Below are 15,192 nucleotides of genomic sequence, written 5' to 3'. Positions count from 1 at the left end.
CCTTCGACTGTCGGGCACATCCTTGCCGCGCCCGCCGTAAAAATGCCTCTCAACAACCCGCTACTCCTATGGAACACGCCTGGACGCATTCAGTTCCTCACGCTGGTGGTCGGTCGACGACTGTGGGTATGCTGGCCGCCATCGGTTCCTCAATCCTCGACCGCCATGAATCCACGCGCCATTGCCTGTGCGCTGACCTTCGCCGTCTGCAGCACGGCCTTCGCCGCCCCCCACGCGCAAGATGCCAGCAACAACGCCCAGGCTGCCGATCTCGGCCCCAATCTGGGAAACTACGACTACCCCTGGCCGGTCTCGCACTTCGAGATCGATGAACCCCAGGGCAAGGTATCCATGGCCTATATGGATATCGCCCCCACCGATGACATCCGCAACGCGCCGGTGGCGGTCCTGCTGCACGGCAAGAACTTCTGCGGCGCCTACTGGCAGGATACGGCCCAGGCCCTGGCCGACAACGGCTATCGGGTGATCGTGCCGGACCAGATCGGCTTCTGTAAGTCCGACAAGCCGGCCGCCTACAGCTACAGCTTCCATCACCTGGCTGCGAACACGCAGGCGCTGCTCGCCTCGCTGGATATCGACAACGCGACCATCATCGGCCATTCCATGGGCGGCATGCTGGCCATGCGCTATGCGCTGATGTACCCCGACACCATCGAACAGCTCGTGCTGGTCGACCCGATCGGCCTGGAAGACTGGAAGGCCAAGGGCGTGCCCTATCGCGGCATGAACGCCTGGTATGCCCGCGAGATGAAAAAGGACTACGCCGCCATCAAGTCCTATCAGGTGAAAAGCTATTACGACGGTGAATGGAACGACGATTACGCCGAGTGGGCGAAGATGCTCGCCGGCATGTACACCGGCAGCGAGGCAGACAAGTCCAAGGTCGCCTGGGCCCAGGCCGCGACCTACGACATGGTCTATACCCAACCCGTGTTCTACGAATTCGAGCAGATCGACGTGCCCACCACCCTCATGATCGGCACCCGCGATCGCACAGCACTCGGCAGCGATCTCGTCTCCGATGAACTCGCCGCCAAGCTCGGCGACTACCCCACCCTGGGGCGTGAAGCCGTCGCCCGCATGCCCAACGCCGAACTGGTGACGTTCGAAGGCATCGGCCACCTGCCGCCGATCGAATCGCCCGAGCTGTTCAAGCAGGCGCTGTTCGACGCGCTGAAAACGCCGCGCAGTGAAAGCGACAGCGACAGCGACAGCGACAGCGACAGCGACAGCGAATAACGCATATCAAGTTCGAGAACGACAAGGACAACGACCCGATGACCGATATCCATCAACTCAGCGCCGGCGAACTGGCCGGCGCCATCGCCCGTGGCGACATCTCCAGCCGCGTAGCGCTCGACCACTATCTGGCACGTATCGAAACGCTGGGCGAACCGATCAACGCCGTCGTGGCCATGGATATCGAAGCCGCCCGCCAGCGCGCCGATGAAGCCGACGCCGCGATCGCGGCCGGGCAGAACTGGGGGCCGCTGCACGGCGTGCCGATGACGATCAAGGACACCTATGAAGTCGCCGGCCTGCCCACCGTAGTCGGCGAGCCCAAGCTCAAGGACTATCGCAGCAGCGACGATGCCGTGGCCGTGGCCCGGCTACGCGCCGCCGGCGCGGTAATCTTCGGCAAGTCCAACACGCCGCGCCTGGCCCAGGACGTACAGACCTTCAACCCGATCTACGGCACCACCAACAACCCCTGGAACACCGAGCGCACCTCAGGCGGCTCCTCCGGCGGCGCGGCCGCGGGTCTGGCTGCCGGCTTCACGCCCCTGGAGCTGGGCTCCGATCTGGCCGGCTCGATTCGTACGCCTTCGAGCTGGTGCGGCGTGTACGGGCACAAGAGTTCCTACGGCGTGATTCCCATGCGTGGGCATATCCCGGGGCCGCCCGGCACCCGCGGCGAACCCGATCTGTGCGTGGCCGGCCCGCTGGCTCGCCATCCGGCGGATCTGGCCCTGGCACTCGACGTCATGGCCGGCGCGGACAGCATCGAAGCCAGCGTCTGGCAGGCGAAACTGCCCGCCCCCAAACCCACGACGCTTGCCGACTTCAAGATCGGCTATCTGTTCGAGCACGACTTCTGCCCGATCTCGGCGGCGGTGAAAGCACGCCTGGAAGACGCGCTCGAAGCCGCCCGCCGCGCGGGTGCGACGGTCACGAAGCTCGACGACCTGCCGGGCGGCTTCGAAGCCAGCTACGAAACCTACGACCGCCTGCTCAACGGCCTGGTCGGCGCCTCCATTCCCGACAAGCTCTATAACAAGGCCCGACGCGGCGCCAAGTTCATGGGCCTGGTCGGCAAGAACGACATGGGCACGGTGGGCGGCTTTGCCGAACGCGCCACCGCCAGCCATCGCGACTGGGCCAAGGCCGACGAAGCCCGACACAAGCTGCGCGCCAAATGGCACAGCCTGTTCGCCGACTACGACGTGCTGCTGCTGCCCAGCGTCTGCGTGCCCGCCATAGCCCACGACCACGGCGGCAACGTGCTCTCGCGCAAGATCGACGTGGACGGCAACAGCCACGGCTATACCAACCTGTTCCGCTGGATCGCCCCGGCCACCGTCGCCGGCCTCCCGGCCACCAGCGCCCCCGTGGGCCTGACCGACGACGGCCTGCCCGTGGGCCTGCAGATCGTCGGCGACTACGGCCACGACCGCACCACCATCGCCTTCGCCCAGCATCTGGCCGCCGCCGGCGTCGAGGCGCCGGCCTGCCCATACGCGACCAAGGAAAGCGGCTAATCAGGCGACTGCATCGGTCGCTCGATCGCAGCGAACAACATCTGGTCGCGTCCCTGACCGCGGGCGTAAGGCATACGTCTGCGGTCTGCGGACATTGTTCTGGCAAATAAGAAAGTCCGCAGATCAACGCAAATGCTCGCAGATGCGGTTGCGTACTTTCGCGGCGTAGCAGATACGGAATAAGAAAAGGCGGCAGAGTCCATCGAAACGCTTCGCGCCAAGGCTTGGTTAAGCCGCCATGCCGGGGCGCTTGATTATGTCCAGCGTTCAGCATGCGGCATGAAAACCAGTCCAACCGGCTTTCGAGCGCTCTGGCTTTCGACTTATTCGCGTGCCTTCGCGTCCATTTGCGGACAATCGACTTGCTTGAGCTAAAGCGCCTGATTCATCAGCGCCAGGACCGATCATCGCGCGGCAGGCGATGCCAGTCGTCGTTCACGGCCACCTGGCACGGCGGTGTGGACTGCCAGCGCCAGAACACGATATTGCGGTCGCCGCGATTGGCGCCCACTGCAAACGAGGGCACGATAATGGCACCGACGCCGGCCTCGATCAGGCGATCGGCCAGTGCCCAACTCGGCGGTGTCGCGCCTTCGTAGGCAATCAGTTCCCAGGCGCAGCCCAGGTCTTCGAATGCCACGTTGGCCACGTCGCAGGCCGCTGGGGTCGAAAGGTCGAGCACGCTGTCGTGCGCGACGTCGTAGCTCACGATGGTGAGCGGTTGGAGCTTGTAGGGAAGGCCCTGATGGGCTTCTACGATCGCGAGTTCGTAGCGGCTGCTGGTATACAGCGCGGGCACGCCGGGCCGGTTGAACCGTCCGCCGTGCTTGGCCGCACCGGCGCCAGAATCGGGCGCGAACGACCAGCGCGGGTTATGCGCGCGATAGACCGTGCCGCTGAAATAGTCGCCCGCCATGCCCGGCCTTAGGCATAGCCGCCTTCGTTGATGCGCGACAGATAGGCTTTCACGGCATCCGCCCGCCCTTCCTTCACCAGTTCTTCGGCGGTCTGATCGCCGAACGACGGCAGGGGCTGGGAGCGATACCAGGCAAACGCCTGGTTGACCGAACCGGCCCAGGGCTGGGCCCGGTTGATGATCTCGATCATGTCGCGCATGCGCGTTTGCACACGTGCGGCGCGCTCGCGATGGCTGCGTCGCAGGGAGTCAACGCCAATCCCCAACACGTCGGCAAGCTGGGTTTTGTTGACATGCAGGCGCTGTGCGATCGCCCGGGATTCGATCGCCTCGTTGCCGGCGAGATGGAAGAAGCGGTCGTCGGTGTCGTTGATATTCATGGACATGCCATATCGTTAGCCGCCAATGTGGTCATATTAGCATGTGCTCGCGGTTTGGCTGCCGGGTTGCCAGGCTGGGCTGAGGCGGCAATCGATTGGGCAGCAGCCTCGACCGACCGGCAGAATTCACGGTTGTGCGGCGGCCGTCGCCTTGGCATCGATCAAGGGCGCAAGCTCCGGCCAGACGGCATCGAGCATGGCCGGCTGGGCCTTGGCGTTGGGGTGCACGCCGTCGTTCTGGAAATTGCCGCGATCGGTGGCGATGTCTTCCAGAAAGAACGGTACGAAAGCGACCTCGGTTTCTTCGGCCAGATCGACGAACGCCTGGTGAAACTGGTCGGCATAGCGCTTACCGTAGTTGGAGGGAATACGCATGCCCAGCAACAGCACCTTGGCACCCGAATCGCGGCTGGCCTCGATCATGGCGGCGAGGTTGGCCTTCATGGTTTCAACCGGCAGCGCGCGCAGGCCGTCGTTACCGCCCAGCTCCAGAATGACCACCGCCGGCTCGTGGCGTTTCAACGCGGCATCCAGCCGCCCGCGCCCGCCGGCGGTGGTTTCGCCGGAGACGCTGGCGTTGACTACTTCAACGTCGCGATCGTTTTCTTCAAGGCGATCGCGCAGCAGCGCCACCCAGCCTTCGCCGCGATCAAGGCCGTAACCGGCGCTCAGGCTGTCGCCGAAAACCAGCACGCTCGGCTGTGCGTATGCGAAGCTGCATGTCGCGAACAGCAGCGCCGCGGTCATCGTAACCAGTACGCGGCGCAACCAACCTTTTTCGGACCAAGAAACTCGGCTCAATGTCATCTCCTGCATTAGAAGCGGTCGATCTGTCCAAGACGATCGAAAGCGGTGAGCGTGCGCTCACCATCCTCGACGGTATCGAACTATCGCTGAACACGGGCGATACGCTCTCGATCGTGGGTACGTCCGGCTCGGGCAAATCGACGCTTCTGGCCCTGCTCGCGGGGCTGGATACGCCCAGCCGCGGCAAACTCTCCCTGCTCGGACGCGAAATGTCGGATCTCGACGAGGATGCACGCGCGGCATGGCGCAGTGGCCAGGTGGGCTTCGTGTTTCAGTCGTTTCAGCTGCTCTCCGGCCTGTCGGCGCTGGATAACGTCACCCTGCCGCTGGAACTGACCGGCGCCGATCTGGGCGAGGCACGCGAAACCGCGCAGCGGTTGCTTGAACAGGTGGGCCTGGCGCATCGCATCAAGCACACGCCGCGCCAGCTCTCCGGCGGCGAACAGCAGCGCGTGGCCCTAGCCCGCGCCTTTGCCTGCCGGCCCAAGATCCTGTTTGCCGACGAACCCACCGGCAACCTCGACGGCGCGACCGGGGCCGAAGTGATCGACCAGCTGTTCGAACTCAACGCCGAACAGGGCACCACTCTCGTGCTGGTCACCCACGACGAGGACCTGGCCGCCCGCTGTGCCCGACGGACCCGGCTGGCCGACGGACATCTGCGTGAGCACTGATCGCACCTCCGCCGTACGACTGGCCTGGCGCCAGATCGGGCGCAGCCGGCGCGACGGCTCGGCCTGGATTCTGCTGATCGCGCTCGTGGTGGCCGTGGCCGCGGTGGGCGCGGTCAGCCAGATGACCGATCGCGTACGCGCCGGCATGGAGCGCCAGGGCGCGGCTACGCTCGCCGGCGACCTGGAACTGGAACTGCGGGCGCCGCTGGATGAAAAGCGTGCAGCAATTCTCGACGAGATCGGCGTGGCCCATCACGGCGTGACCGTGTTCCCGAGCGTGGTCAGCCAGAACGACGACGAAATCACGCTGGTCTCGGTCAAGGCGGTGGAAGACGGCTATCCGCTGCGCGGCGAAGTCACGCTGCGGCGGGGCGACCCGGGCAGCCCGACCAAAACGGTCACCCGCGCCCCCGAGCCGGGTACGGCCTGGGTAGCCCAGCGCATTCTCGATGCTCAGCAGCTTGCGGTGGGCGATACGCTCCACCTCGGCGATGCACGCCTGAAAATCGCCGCCGTGCTGGTAATCGAACCCGATCGCGGCCAGGGCTTTGCCAATATCGCGCCGCGGGTGCTCATACGCGATGCCGACGTCGCCGGCACCGGCCTGCTCGGCCCGGGCAGCCGGGCGAACTACGACGAACGCATCGCCGGCGAACCGGCCGCGCTCGAACAGGTGCGCGAGCGCCTGGAACCGACCTTGCAGCCCGGCGAGAGGTTGCGCACCCCGGCCGAATCCAACCGCGCGCTGGCGCGGGCGCTGGATCGCGCCGATGTGTTTCTGGACCTGGCCGCACTCGTGGCGGTGGTACTCGCGGGCGTCGCCATCGCGCTGACTGCACGCCAGCATGCATCGTCGCGGCTGGATGAAATCGCCCTGCTCAAGACCCTGGGTGCAGCCCGCGGCTTGATCGCCCGGCTGATGGCCTGGCAGCTGGTATTCGTGGGCGCGATCGGTATCGGCCTCGGGCTACTGGTTGCCTGGCTGGCCCAGCTGGGTATTTCACAGCTGATCGCCCGTGCCTTCGAAATCCAGCTGCCCACTGCCTCGTGGCTGGCCCTGTGGCCGGCCGCGGCCACGGGCGCGGTGCTGTTGGCTGGTTTTGCCTGGCCCGCGCTGGCCCAGGCACGGGCCACGCCGCCGGCCCGGGTGCTGGCCCGCTCTCTGGCCGAACAGCGCGGGCGCATGTGGCTGATTTATGCAGCAGCATTGGCGAGCGTTGCCCTGCTGGCGGCGGCTGCCACCCGCGATATCACCCTCACCGCCTGGGTGGTGGGTGCGACTATTGGCGGCACCGCCGTGCTGTGGGTCGTTGCCCTGGGCCTGCTGGCCGGCATCGACCGGCTGCGCCCGCGTATCGGCAACCGCGGCGGGCCGGGCCTGCGGCTGGCGCTGTCAGCCCTGGCACGCCGACGCCAGGCCAGCGCGCTGCAGATCGTGGCCTTTGGCATCGGCCTGACCATGCTGTTCATGCTGGTGATCGTACGCGGCGACCTGCTTGCCGGCTGGCAGGCGGATATCGCCGCCGACGCGCCCAATCGGTTTCTGATCAACATCACCCGCGAACAACAGCCGGCGGTGGCCGAACGCCTGCAACAGGCCGGACTCGACGCCGACTTCTATCCGCTGGTACGCGGCCGGCTGACCGCGGTGGACGGCACCGCGATCGAAGACGACGGCGAACTGGCCGAACAGGCCGGCGAGCTCACCCGGCGCGAGCTGAACCTGTCGTGGATCGACGATCTGAAAAACGACAACCGTATCGTCGCCGGCCAGTGGTTCGATGCGGACGATACCGGCAAGCCGCGCATGTCCATCGATACCTCCGTGGCCGAACGCCTGGGTGTGGACGTGGGCGACAGCCTCACCTTCGACATCACCGGCACGCCGGTCACGGCCACCATCGAAAGCATTCGTGAAATCGACTGGTCCAGCCTGCAGGCGAACTTCTATGTGCTGTTCGCGCCGGGCGTGCTGGACGAATTCTCGGCGACCTATATCACCAGCCTGTACGTACCCGACGACGCCCACGGCGTGATCGGCGCCCTGGTGCGCGAGTTCTCCAATATCAGCGTGATCGATATCGCCGCCATTCTCGAACAGCTCACCACGCTGATCGACCGGCTGAGCCTGGCCATCGAGCTGGTGTTCGGCTTCACCCTGGCCGCCGGGCTGGTGGTACTGCTGGCCGCCATGCAGGCCAGCCGCGCCGAACGCCTGCGCGAAGCCGCACTGCTGCGGGCGCTCGGCGCGCGCTCGAGCTGGCTGCGTCAGGCTACCTTCGGCGAGTGCCTTCTCATTGGCCTGTGTGCCTCGCTGCTGGCAGCGGCGATCGCCCAGGTCACCGCCATCGTGCTCGCGGTATGGGTGTTCGACCTGGGCTATGCCTGGCGCTGGCCGCTGTGGCTGATGGCGATCAGTATCGCCACCGCCGTGATCGCCCTCTCCGGGCTGGCCTCGCTGCGCGAGGTGTTGCGCCAACCCGCCTGGGCCAGCCTGCGCGCCAGCGACTAGCGACTACGGCAGGCGGGCGACGTTGCACGCGATCGCCCGCACCCGGACACTCGAAGCCTGCAAACAAGAATATCGAGGAGATAGCATGGCCACCAAGAGCCCGGCCGCCGAATTCTGGCGTGATATCCCGCCGATCCCTAACAGCTTCAAGCCGGATACGCTACCCGAAGTGCATATCGCCAATGCACCCACCGAAGACGAGCGTTACTACGTGCCCTTCAGCGACACGGTCTCGTCCCGGCCGCTATGGATTTCGCCGTCGTCGAACCGCTGGTGCGACGTGCTCATGGCCAAGGGCGCCGGCCTGGTCAATCGCCACTACCACCCCAACGAAGTGTTCGCCTATACAATCTCCGGCAAATGGGGGTATCTGGAACACGACTGGATCGCCACCGCTGGCGACTTTGTCTACGAAACCCCGGGCGAAGGCCACACCCTCGTCGCCTACGAACACGAAGATCCGATGCGGGTGTTTTTCGTGGTCAAGGGCCCGCTCATCTGGCTCGACGAACAGGGCGAGTCGGACGGCTATTTCGATGTCCACGACTATATCGCCCTCTGCCGCGAGCACTACGACCGGGTAGGCATCGGCGCCGACCATATCGATACGCTGTTTCGCTAGAGGCGCGGCTCCCTCGCCTCAGTCGTCGGCGAGCGCATCCTGAAGCCAGCTCGTGAACCGCTGCACACGGCGTGTATGGCGGTTCAACGGTCCGGTGATCAGCCGATAGGCATGGCCGGAGATGCGAATATCCGGCCGCCAGGCCACGAGCCAGCCTCGATCCACCATATCCCGTACCAGCAACTCGCTGACCAGCGCGATGCCCTTACCGGCCAGCGCTGCCTGTACCACCTCCTGTTCGTGGGCGAAGGTGCGTAGCCTTGCGTCGTCGAGCGGTCCGACGCCGGCCTGCGCCTGCCATGCCGGCCAGTCGATCGGGGCGAGCCGCGAAGCGGGCCAGCGCGTGGCCAGACGATCGGCAGTCTCGATCGACATCCCCGCCGCGAGATAGGCCGGACTGGCAAACGCAGCCACCGATTCGCGCACCAGCACGTCGCCTTCGTCCGCATCCGTCGTGGCAGCCGAATAACGGATCGCGATATCGACCTCGCGGTCGCGCGTCATATCCACCGTCTCGGTGGACGAGAGCAACCGTACCCGCAGATCGGGATACCGCTTTTCGAATGCATCGATACGCGGCGCCAGCCACAGCGTCGCAAAAGCCGGCGTTGCGGAGACCGTTAGTCGATTTTCGTTATCACGAAGCGTTGCCACCGCCGTTTCGAGTTCCGAAAACGCGCGCGTTGCCGCCTGCGACAGCTGCAGTCCGGCTTCGGTCGGTGCAATGGCCCGCGTACGACGCACGAACAGCGATACGCCCAGCTGCTCTTCCAGACCGCGAACGTGGTGCGATACGGCCGTGGGCGAAAGATGCAGCGCCTCGGCCGCGGCCTTGAAACTGCCCAGACGCGCCGCGGCTTCGAAAGCGCGTAGCGCCGATAGCGAAGGTAGCGACACCCGCGCCCCAAAACAGGTGAATTTCACGCATCTATAGACGCTTTCTTTGCTTTTGTCACCGTCGCCCTGCGATTGGATAGTTGATGCCGACACATCCATCGGAATGGCTCATGACCACCCTCCTGCGTATCGACGCCAGTGCCCGCGTCACCCGTTCGCTCTCCCGCATGCTCGGCGATCTGTTTATCGCCGAGTGGCAGGCAAACGAATCGACAATCGAACTCATCCACCGCGACGTCGGTATTGAACCGCCGCCGGCAATATCCGAAGACTGGATCGCGGCGGCCTTCACGCCCGCAGCTGAGCGAAGCGAACAGCAACACGACGCGCTGACCCTGTCCGACACGCTGATCGAAGAACTGGAACAGGCCGACGTGCTCGTGATCGCCACGCCGATGTACAACTACGGTATGCCTGCTGCGCTCAAGGCCTGGGTCGATCAGGTCGTGCGCATCAATCGGACCTTCAGCTTCGACCTGGCCCGCGGCGACCGACCGCTGGAACCCATACTCGGCGGCAAGACGCTGGTCGTACTCACGGCGTCTGGTGAATTCGGATTCGGCCCGGGCGAATTCAACGAACAGGCCGGGCATCTATTGCCCCACCTGCGATCGATATCGGGCTATCTCGGCGCCCGCGATATCCACCACGTCGGTATCGAGTACCAGGAATTCGGCGACACGCGCTTCGCAGCATCCCGCGATACGGCACAAGCACAGGTGGCAGACTTGGCTCGCACGCTCGCGCGCAGGTAGATCCGGCGGGCGGCCATAAAAAACGGGGCCGCGCGGGCCCCGTCTTTAGCGTGCGACGGCGTTGTCGATCAGGCGTTCGCGGTTTCGCGCTGGGCCTCGACCGTCGGCGTGTCGCTTTCGCCGCTACGCACAGTGATGCGCCGCGGCTCGCTGGTGGCTTTCTTGTTGATGGTCAGCCGTAGCACGCCGTGTTCGGCACGGGCGTCGATATTCTCCTCGTCCGCCGTTTCCGGCAGCGAGAATCGACGCACGAAGGAACCGAAGCGGCGCTCGCGATAGCGGGCCTGGCCGTTTTCACCGCTCTTTTCCTCATTGCGCTCGCCCTTGAGCGTGAGCACGCCCTTGTCGAGCGTCACTTCGATGGCCTGCGGATCCACGCCCGGAACCTCGGCCTCGATGTGATAGGCGTCGCCGGTTTCGCGAATATCCACGTTCGGCGTCCACGCCCCGCCGGAAAGCGCGGGGAAGGCATTGCTGTCCTGTACGAACATGCGATTGATCTCGTCGTTGAACTGGGCGAGCAGGCTGCTCGGCTCGAAACGGTTCTGATAACGCTGAATAGCCATGATCATCCCTCCTGAGTTTTTCGCCCTTAATCAACGGGCTGCGTTGCTACGTCAGGAAAGATAGGGACTGCGTAAAACGTTTCAATACTTGCTTGATCGTTTTTTTGCGAAATTTTGCGCGGCGTCTTCGGTAACTGATATAACCGATGCACGTGTTTGCCAATAACAATGGATCATCGATGCGAACGTTGACGTTCTCCACCCTGTGCGCCACGACGCTGGCCGCGACGGGTCTTTTTGCAGCCGGCAATGCAAGTGCGGCCGACACCTGCGACAGCGCCGGGCTCGACCTGCCCGACGGCTTCTGTGCCACCCCATTCTCCGAAGACGCCGGCGCGCCCCGCCATCTGGCGGTCGCCGACAACGGCACCGTCTATGTGAACCTGGCCAACGATGTGGACGGCCACGGCCTGATGGCACTACGCGACAGCGATGACGACGGCGTGGCCGACGAGCGCAAGACCTTCGGCGAAGGCGGCGGCACGGGGCTGGCGATTCACGACGGCTGGCTCTATGCCGCCACCGTGACCGATATCTACCGCTACAAGCTCGACGGCAATCTGGTGCCGCAGGGCGAGCCGGAACATATCGTCACCGGCCTGCCACAGCAGTCGTCGCACGCCGCGCGCGGCCTGGCGATCAGCGATGACGGCCAGCTGTTCGTCAACAACGGCGCGCCGTCCAATGCCTGCCAGGAAAGCGACCGCCAGCCCGGATCGAAAGGCCAGGACCCCTGTCCGCTGCTCGACAACCACGGCGGTATCTGGAAGTTCTCGGCGACCGAAACCGGCCAGACCTTCGAGCCGAAAACCGAATACGCCACCGGGCTGCGCAACATGTTTGCGCTGGACTGGTACGACGGCCAGCTCTACGGCGTTCAGCACGGACGCGACCAGCTGCACTCCAACTGGCCCGATACCTTCACCCAGGAACAAAGCGCCCACCTGCCCGCCGAGGAACTGTTCGCCATCAGCGAAGGCGATCATTTCGGCTGGCCCTTCTGCTACTACGATCCGAAACAGGACAAGAAGGTGCTGGGCCCGGAATACGGCGGCGACGGCAACAAGGTGGGCCAGTGCGCCGACTACGAACAGCCGCTGGCGGCCTATCCGGCCCACTGGGCGCCCATGGACATCCTGTTCTATGACGGCGACGGCTTCGGTTCGAAGTACGACGGCGGCGCCTTCATCGCCTTTCATGGTTCCTGGAACCGTGCGCCCAGCCCGCAGGCCGGTTATCGGGTGATCTACCAGCCGTTCGAGAACGGCAAGGCCAGCGGCGACTATGAAGACTTCGCCGGTGCGGCCGGCTTTACCGGCAGCGGCGAAACCGTCGCCTCGCCGGGCAGCGCCGACCATCGCCCGGCCGGTCTCGCCCAGGGCCCCGACGGCGCGCTGTACATCAGCGACGACGCCGGCGGCACCGTATTCAAGGTGACACGCGCCAGCGACTGATCGCCGCGAAGAACGGGTTTATCAAGCCCCGCAGCCCCGCGTGCCCAAGGTACGCGGGGCTTTTTCATGGCGTTCGCGAATAGGCGCCGCAACGCTCGGTGGATTCGGCGGATGCCGGCACGCTTGGCGCCTATAAAAAACGCCCACGAAAAACAGACGCCACGCTGGTTTATTGCTACTTTATAACGTAATATTCGCGCCGGCCGGCTTTCTCGGCCGGGGAACATGAGTTCGATTGGGGATGGGGAACAGGCATTTACGTCATGCATTCGTCGTGCTCGCATTGCTGTGCGTGCAGGCGCTCGCGTTCGCCCATGCCTTTGATCATCCGATCGCCGTCGCCCACATCGATCATGCCTGTACCAGCTGTGTACACGGCCATTCGGGCAGCGTGCCACCGGCACAAACGCCGGCCCTGACGCTCAGCTTGCCCAGGGCCCCCCTGACGGCGTCGCCCATCCATGCCGGCCATGCCCGTATCCAACTCGGCCATCATGCCGCACGGGCTCCACCCAGCCGTTTCGTCTGATCACAAGCACCTGGGCGCCGCCGTAGCGGCATTTTCTGCGAACCCGTAGCACGGGCTCGCACATCAGACGGAATACTTTTCATGGCTTACTCGAAATATGCACGCCTGCTCGTGCCCGCAGCCGGCATGTGCCTGCTCGGCGCCGGGCAACCTCTTTTCGCACAACCGCAGAGCGCGAACGACGCTGACCGCGACAGCGCCGCAGAGAGCGCGCTGCTGGCCCCCATCTCGGTCGAGGCCCTGGCCTTCGACGATCAGGACCCCAGCCAGGCCATCGAGCCGGCCACCGTGGTCGCCGGCCCCGAGCTGGTACGCAAGCGCGGCCAGAGCCTGGGCGCGACGCTGGCCGATACGCCCGGCATCAGTTCTGCCGATTTCGGTCAGGGCGTGGGCCGGCCGGTGATTCGGGGCCAGTCCGGTGCGCGGGTACGGGTACAGGAAAACGGCCTCGCCTCGGCCGACGTCTCCACGCTGAGCCAGGACCATGCCGTGAGCATCGATCCTTACTCCGCGCGTCAGGTGGAAGTGCTCAAGGGCCCCTCCACCCTGCTCTACGGTTCCGGCGCGATCGGCGGCGTGGTCAACGTGGTCACCGACCGCATCCCCATGACCGCGCCCGACGGCATCACCGGCGAGGCCACCCTCGAACGCGGTGACAGCACCCTCGGCCAGCGCCTGCAACGCCTGGACGTGACCGGCGGCATCGGCGACTTCGCCCTGAACGTGCAGGGCATGAAGCGCCTGACCGACGATTACGAAGCCGACGACAGCCGCCTGATCGACAACAGTGCCACCGATACCGACACCTACAGTGCCGGCACCTCATACTCCGGCGACTGGGGCTATGTCGGCGGCGCGGTAAGCCATTTCGGGCGCGAATACGGCATCCCCGGCGAAGAAGCCCAGATCCGCCTGACCCAGGATCGCTACGACCTCAAGGGCGAGGTCTACGACGTCGCCCCGGGCATCAACCGCCTCGAATTCTCCGGCGCCTATACCGACTACCTGCATACTGAAGGCGAGGAAACCCCGGAAGCGTTCTTCGATAACAAGGAAACCGAATTCCGTATCGCCGCCGAGCACGCGCCGATCGCCGGCTTTACCGGCGTTTTCGGTGTGCAGGGTTTCGACCGCGACTTCGAAGCCTACGGCGAAGAAGAATCCTTCGTACCCGCGACCGATACCCGCTCGATCGCCGCCTTCTGGGTCGAACAACGTCCGCTCGACGACAACTGGACCCTCCAGGGCGGTCTGCGTGCCGAATATCAGGAACAGGACACCAGCGAAGGCCGCTCGGATACCGACCACACCCCGATCAGCGTCTCGCTGGGCGCCAAGCGCACCATTGGCGATCACTACGTGTTCACTGCCACCGCCGGCCGCTACGAGCGCGCCCCCGCCACCGAAGAGCTCTACAGCTTCGGCCCGCACGAAGCCACGCTCACCTACGAACGCGGCAACGCCAGCTTCGGTGAGGAAGTGGCCAACAGCTTCGACCTGGGCCTGCGGCGTATCAACGGCCGGCTGCGCTTCGATACCAGCCTGTTCTATACCAAGTACGACGACTACATCTACCAGCGCTCGGTCGACGCCGGCCTCAACGCCGACGGCACCGGCACGCCCGCCTCTAACGGCATTGCCGACCGCGTGAACGAAGAAGGCGAATTCGCGCCCGACGGCGAGTTCCTGCTCATCGACTACGCCGCGGCCGATGCCACCTTCTATGGCGGCGAAGCCGAGGTGGGCTACGACCTCATCGAAGGCGCCCATCGCCTGACAGCCCGCGTGCTGGGCGACTACGTACGGGCCGAGCTCGACAATGACACCAACCTGCCGCGTATCACCCCCGGGCGCTACGGCGTGGGGCTGGATTACGACAGCAAGACCTGGCTGGGCAGCGTGGAAGCCCTGCGCGCCAGCCGCCAGGACAACGAAGGCCCGCTGGAAGACGAAACCGCCGGCTATACGGATCTGACCGCCTTCGTGGGCTATCGCCTGGCCGGCTACGACGACACCGAAACCATGGTCTACCTGCGTGGCGACAACCTGCTCGACGACGAGATCGTGCGCAGCACCTCGTTCCTGCGGGTCGCCCAACCGGGGCGTAGCGTGATCGCCGGGGTGAATGTGAAGTTCTAGCTCCGCGTCGCCGCAACTGAAAGAGAAAACGCCTCGGCTTTGCCGGGGCGTTTTTTTTTGGACGAGTTACTGTCAAATCTGGTGTATGAGGAAAGAAGCTAGGCGGCTTTCCTGCTGAGTTGTCGCTCGTCTATTCCGTCGATGAATTGGATGCCATCAAT

General features: G+C 64.9%; 13 protein-coding genes. 8 read left to right on the top strand and 5 right to left on the bottom strand.

Going from position 1 to position 15,192, the window contains the following annotated elements; all coding sequences use genetic code 11:
* Positions 1-165: 165 nt before the first annotated feature.
* Complete coding sequence (locus tag CMN27_RS01850) at positions 166-1,260, top strand: alpha/beta hydrolase (RefSeq protein ID WP_293623701.1); 1,095 nt, start codon at positions 166-168, stop codon at positions 1,258-1,260.
* 38 nt (positions 1,261-1,298) lie between these two features.
* Positions 1,299-2,780, top strand: a complete 1,482-nt coding sequence (locus CMN27_RS01845; RefSeq protein WP_293623700.1) for an amidase — start codon at positions 1,299-1,301, stop codon at positions 2,778-2,780.
* A gap of 388 nt (positions 2,781-3,168) precedes the next feature.
* On the opposite strand, the gene CMN27_RS01840 is transcribed toward CMN27_RS01845, so the two are convergent.
* The 3 genes from CMN27_RS01840 to CMN27_RS01830 form a co-directional block, all read right to left on the bottom strand.
* A complete protein-coding gene (locus CMN27_RS01840) occupies positions 3,169-3,696 on the bottom strand; it encodes an RES domain-containing protein (RefSeq protein ID WP_293623699.1) in 528 nt (175 codons plus the stop codon).
* Between the two features lie 8 nt (positions 3,697-3,704).
* Positions 3,705-4,082, bottom strand: a complete 378-nt coding sequence (locus tag CMN27_RS01835) for an antitoxin Xre/MbcA/ParS toxin-binding domain-containing protein (RefSeq protein ID WP_293623698.1) — start codon at positions 4,080-4,082, stop codon at positions 3,705-3,707.
* A gap of 120 nt (positions 4,083-4,202) precedes the next feature.
* Positions 4,203-4,877 carry an arylesterase gene (locus CMN27_RS01830; protein ID WP_293623697.1) on the bottom strand — a complete coding sequence of 225 codons (675 nt, stop codon included), beginning with the start codon at positions 4,875-4,877 and terminating at the stop codon, positions 4,203-4,205.
* Here CMN27_RS01830 and CMN27_RS01825 point away from each other — a divergent pair.
* From CMN27_RS01825 to CMN27_RS01815, 3 genes are all read left to right on the top strand, one after another.
* Positions 4,877-5,557 carry an ABC transporter ATP-binding protein gene (locus CMN27_RS01825; RefSeq protein WP_293623696.1) on the top strand — a complete coding sequence of 227 codons (681 nt, stop codon included), beginning with the start codon at positions 4,877-4,879 and terminating at the stop codon, positions 5,555-5,557. The two genes, CMN27_RS01830 and CMN27_RS01825, sit on opposite strands and share 1 nt — an antisense overlap.
* The gene (locus CMN27_RS01820; protein WP_293623695.1) at positions 5,547-8,069 is read left to right on the top strand and encodes an FtsX-like permease family protein; all 2,523 of its coding nucleotides are present in this window, start codon (positions 5,547-5,549) and stop codon (positions 8,067-8,069) included. Before CMN27_RS01825 ends, CMN27_RS01820 begins: the two co-directional genes overlap by 11 nt.
* An 85-nt stretch (positions 8,070-8,154) precedes the next feature.
* Positions 8,155-8,691, top strand: coding sequence for a 2,4'-dihydroxyacetophenone dioxygenase family protein (locus CMN27_RS01815; protein ID WP_293623694.1), 537 nt, complete (start codon positions 8,155-8,157; stop codon positions 8,689-8,691).
* An 18-nt stretch (positions 8,692-8,709) separates the two neighbouring features.
* Here the strand turns inward: CMN27_RS01815 and CMN27_RS01810 are convergent, their stop codons facing one another.
* Entirely contained in the window at positions 8,710-9,588 is an 879-nt protein-coding gene (locus CMN27_RS01810) for a LysR substrate-binding domain-containing protein (RefSeq protein ID WP_293623693.1), read from the bottom strand.
* Positions 9,589-9,671: 83 nt separating this feature from the next.
* Between CMN27_RS01810 and CMN27_RS01805 the strand changes: the two genes are divergently transcribed.
* Positions 9,672-10,343, top strand: coding sequence for an NAD(P)H-dependent oxidoreductase (locus CMN27_RS01805; protein WP_293623692.1), 672 nt, complete (start codon positions 9,672-9,674; stop codon positions 10,341-10,343).
* A 68-nt stretch (positions 10,344-10,411) separates the two neighbouring features.
* On the opposite strand, the gene CMN27_RS01800 is transcribed toward CMN27_RS01805, so the two are convergent.
* Positions 10,412-10,909, bottom strand: coding sequence for an Hsp20/alpha crystallin family protein (locus tag CMN27_RS01800; protein ID WP_293623691.1), 498 nt, complete (start codon positions 10,907-10,909; stop codon positions 10,412-10,414).
* Between the two features lie 179 nt (positions 10,910-11,088).
* Between CMN27_RS01800 and CMN27_RS01795 the strand changes: the two genes are divergently transcribed.
* Both CMN27_RS01795 and CMN27_RS01790 read left to right on the top strand, forming a co-directional pair.
* Complete coding sequence (locus CMN27_RS01795; RefSeq protein ID WP_293623690.1) at positions 11,089-12,363, top strand: PQQ-dependent sugar dehydrogenase; 1,275 nt, start codon at positions 11,089-11,091, stop codon at positions 12,361-12,363.
* A gap of 610 nt (positions 12,364-12,973) precedes the next feature.
* A complete protein-coding gene (locus CMN27_RS01790) occupies positions 12,974-15,031 on the top strand; it encodes a TonB-dependent receptor (protein ID WP_293623689.1) in 2,058 nt (685 codons plus the stop codon).
* The last annotated feature ends 161 nt before the right edge of the window (positions 15,032-15,192 follow it).

Origin of the sequence: Salinisphaera sp. (assembly GCF_002729955.1) — a bacterium.
GTDB lineage: Bacteria > Pseudomonadota > Gammaproteobacteria > Nevskiales > Salinisphaeraceae > Salinisphaera.
The sequence above is the reverse complement of the archived record's forward strand: the minus strand, read 5'-3'. Positions and strand labels throughout refer to the sequence as shown.

Bases quoted from the DNA above. Each gene is read 5' to 3' on its own strand.
- CMN27_RS01850 (WP_293623701.1), top strand. From the start codon at position 166: ATGAATCCACGCGCCATTGCCTGTGCGCTGACCTTCGCCGTCTGCAGC.
- CMN27_RS01845 (WP_293623700.1), top strand. From the start codon at position 1,299: ATGACCGATATCCATCAACTCAGCGCCGGCGAACTGGCCGGCGCCATC.
- CMN27_RS01840 (WP_293623699.1), bottom strand. From the start codon at position 3,696: ATGGCGGGCGACTATTTCAGCGGCACGGTCTATCGCGCGCATAACCCG.
- CMN27_RS01835 (WP_293623698.1), bottom strand. From the start codon at position 4,082: ATGTCCATGAATATCAACGACACCGACGACCGCTTCTTCCATCTCGCC.
- CMN27_RS01825 (WP_293623696.1), top strand. From the start codon at position 4,877: ATGTCATCTCCTGCATTAGAAGCGGTCGATCTGTCCAAGACGATCGAA.
- CMN27_RS01815 (WP_293623694.1), top strand. From the start codon at position 8,155: ATGGCCACCAAGAGCCCGGCCGCCGAATTCTGGCGTGATATCCCGCCG.
- CMN27_RS01805 (WP_293623692.1), top strand. From the start codon at position 9,672: ATGCCGACACATCCATCGGAATGGCTCATGACCACCCTCCTGCGTATC.
- CMN27_RS01800 (WP_293623691.1), bottom strand. From the start codon at position 10,909: ATGGCTATTCAGCGTTATCAGAACCGTTTCGAGCCGAGCAGCCTGCTC.
- CMN27_RS01795 (WP_293623690.1), top strand. From the start codon at position 11,089: ATGCGAACGTTGACGTTCTCCACCCTGTGCGCCACGACGCTGGCCGCG.
- CMN27_RS01790 (WP_293623689.1), top strand. From the start codon at position 12,974: ATGGCTTACTCGAAATATGCACGCCTGCTCGTGCCCGCAGCCGGCATG.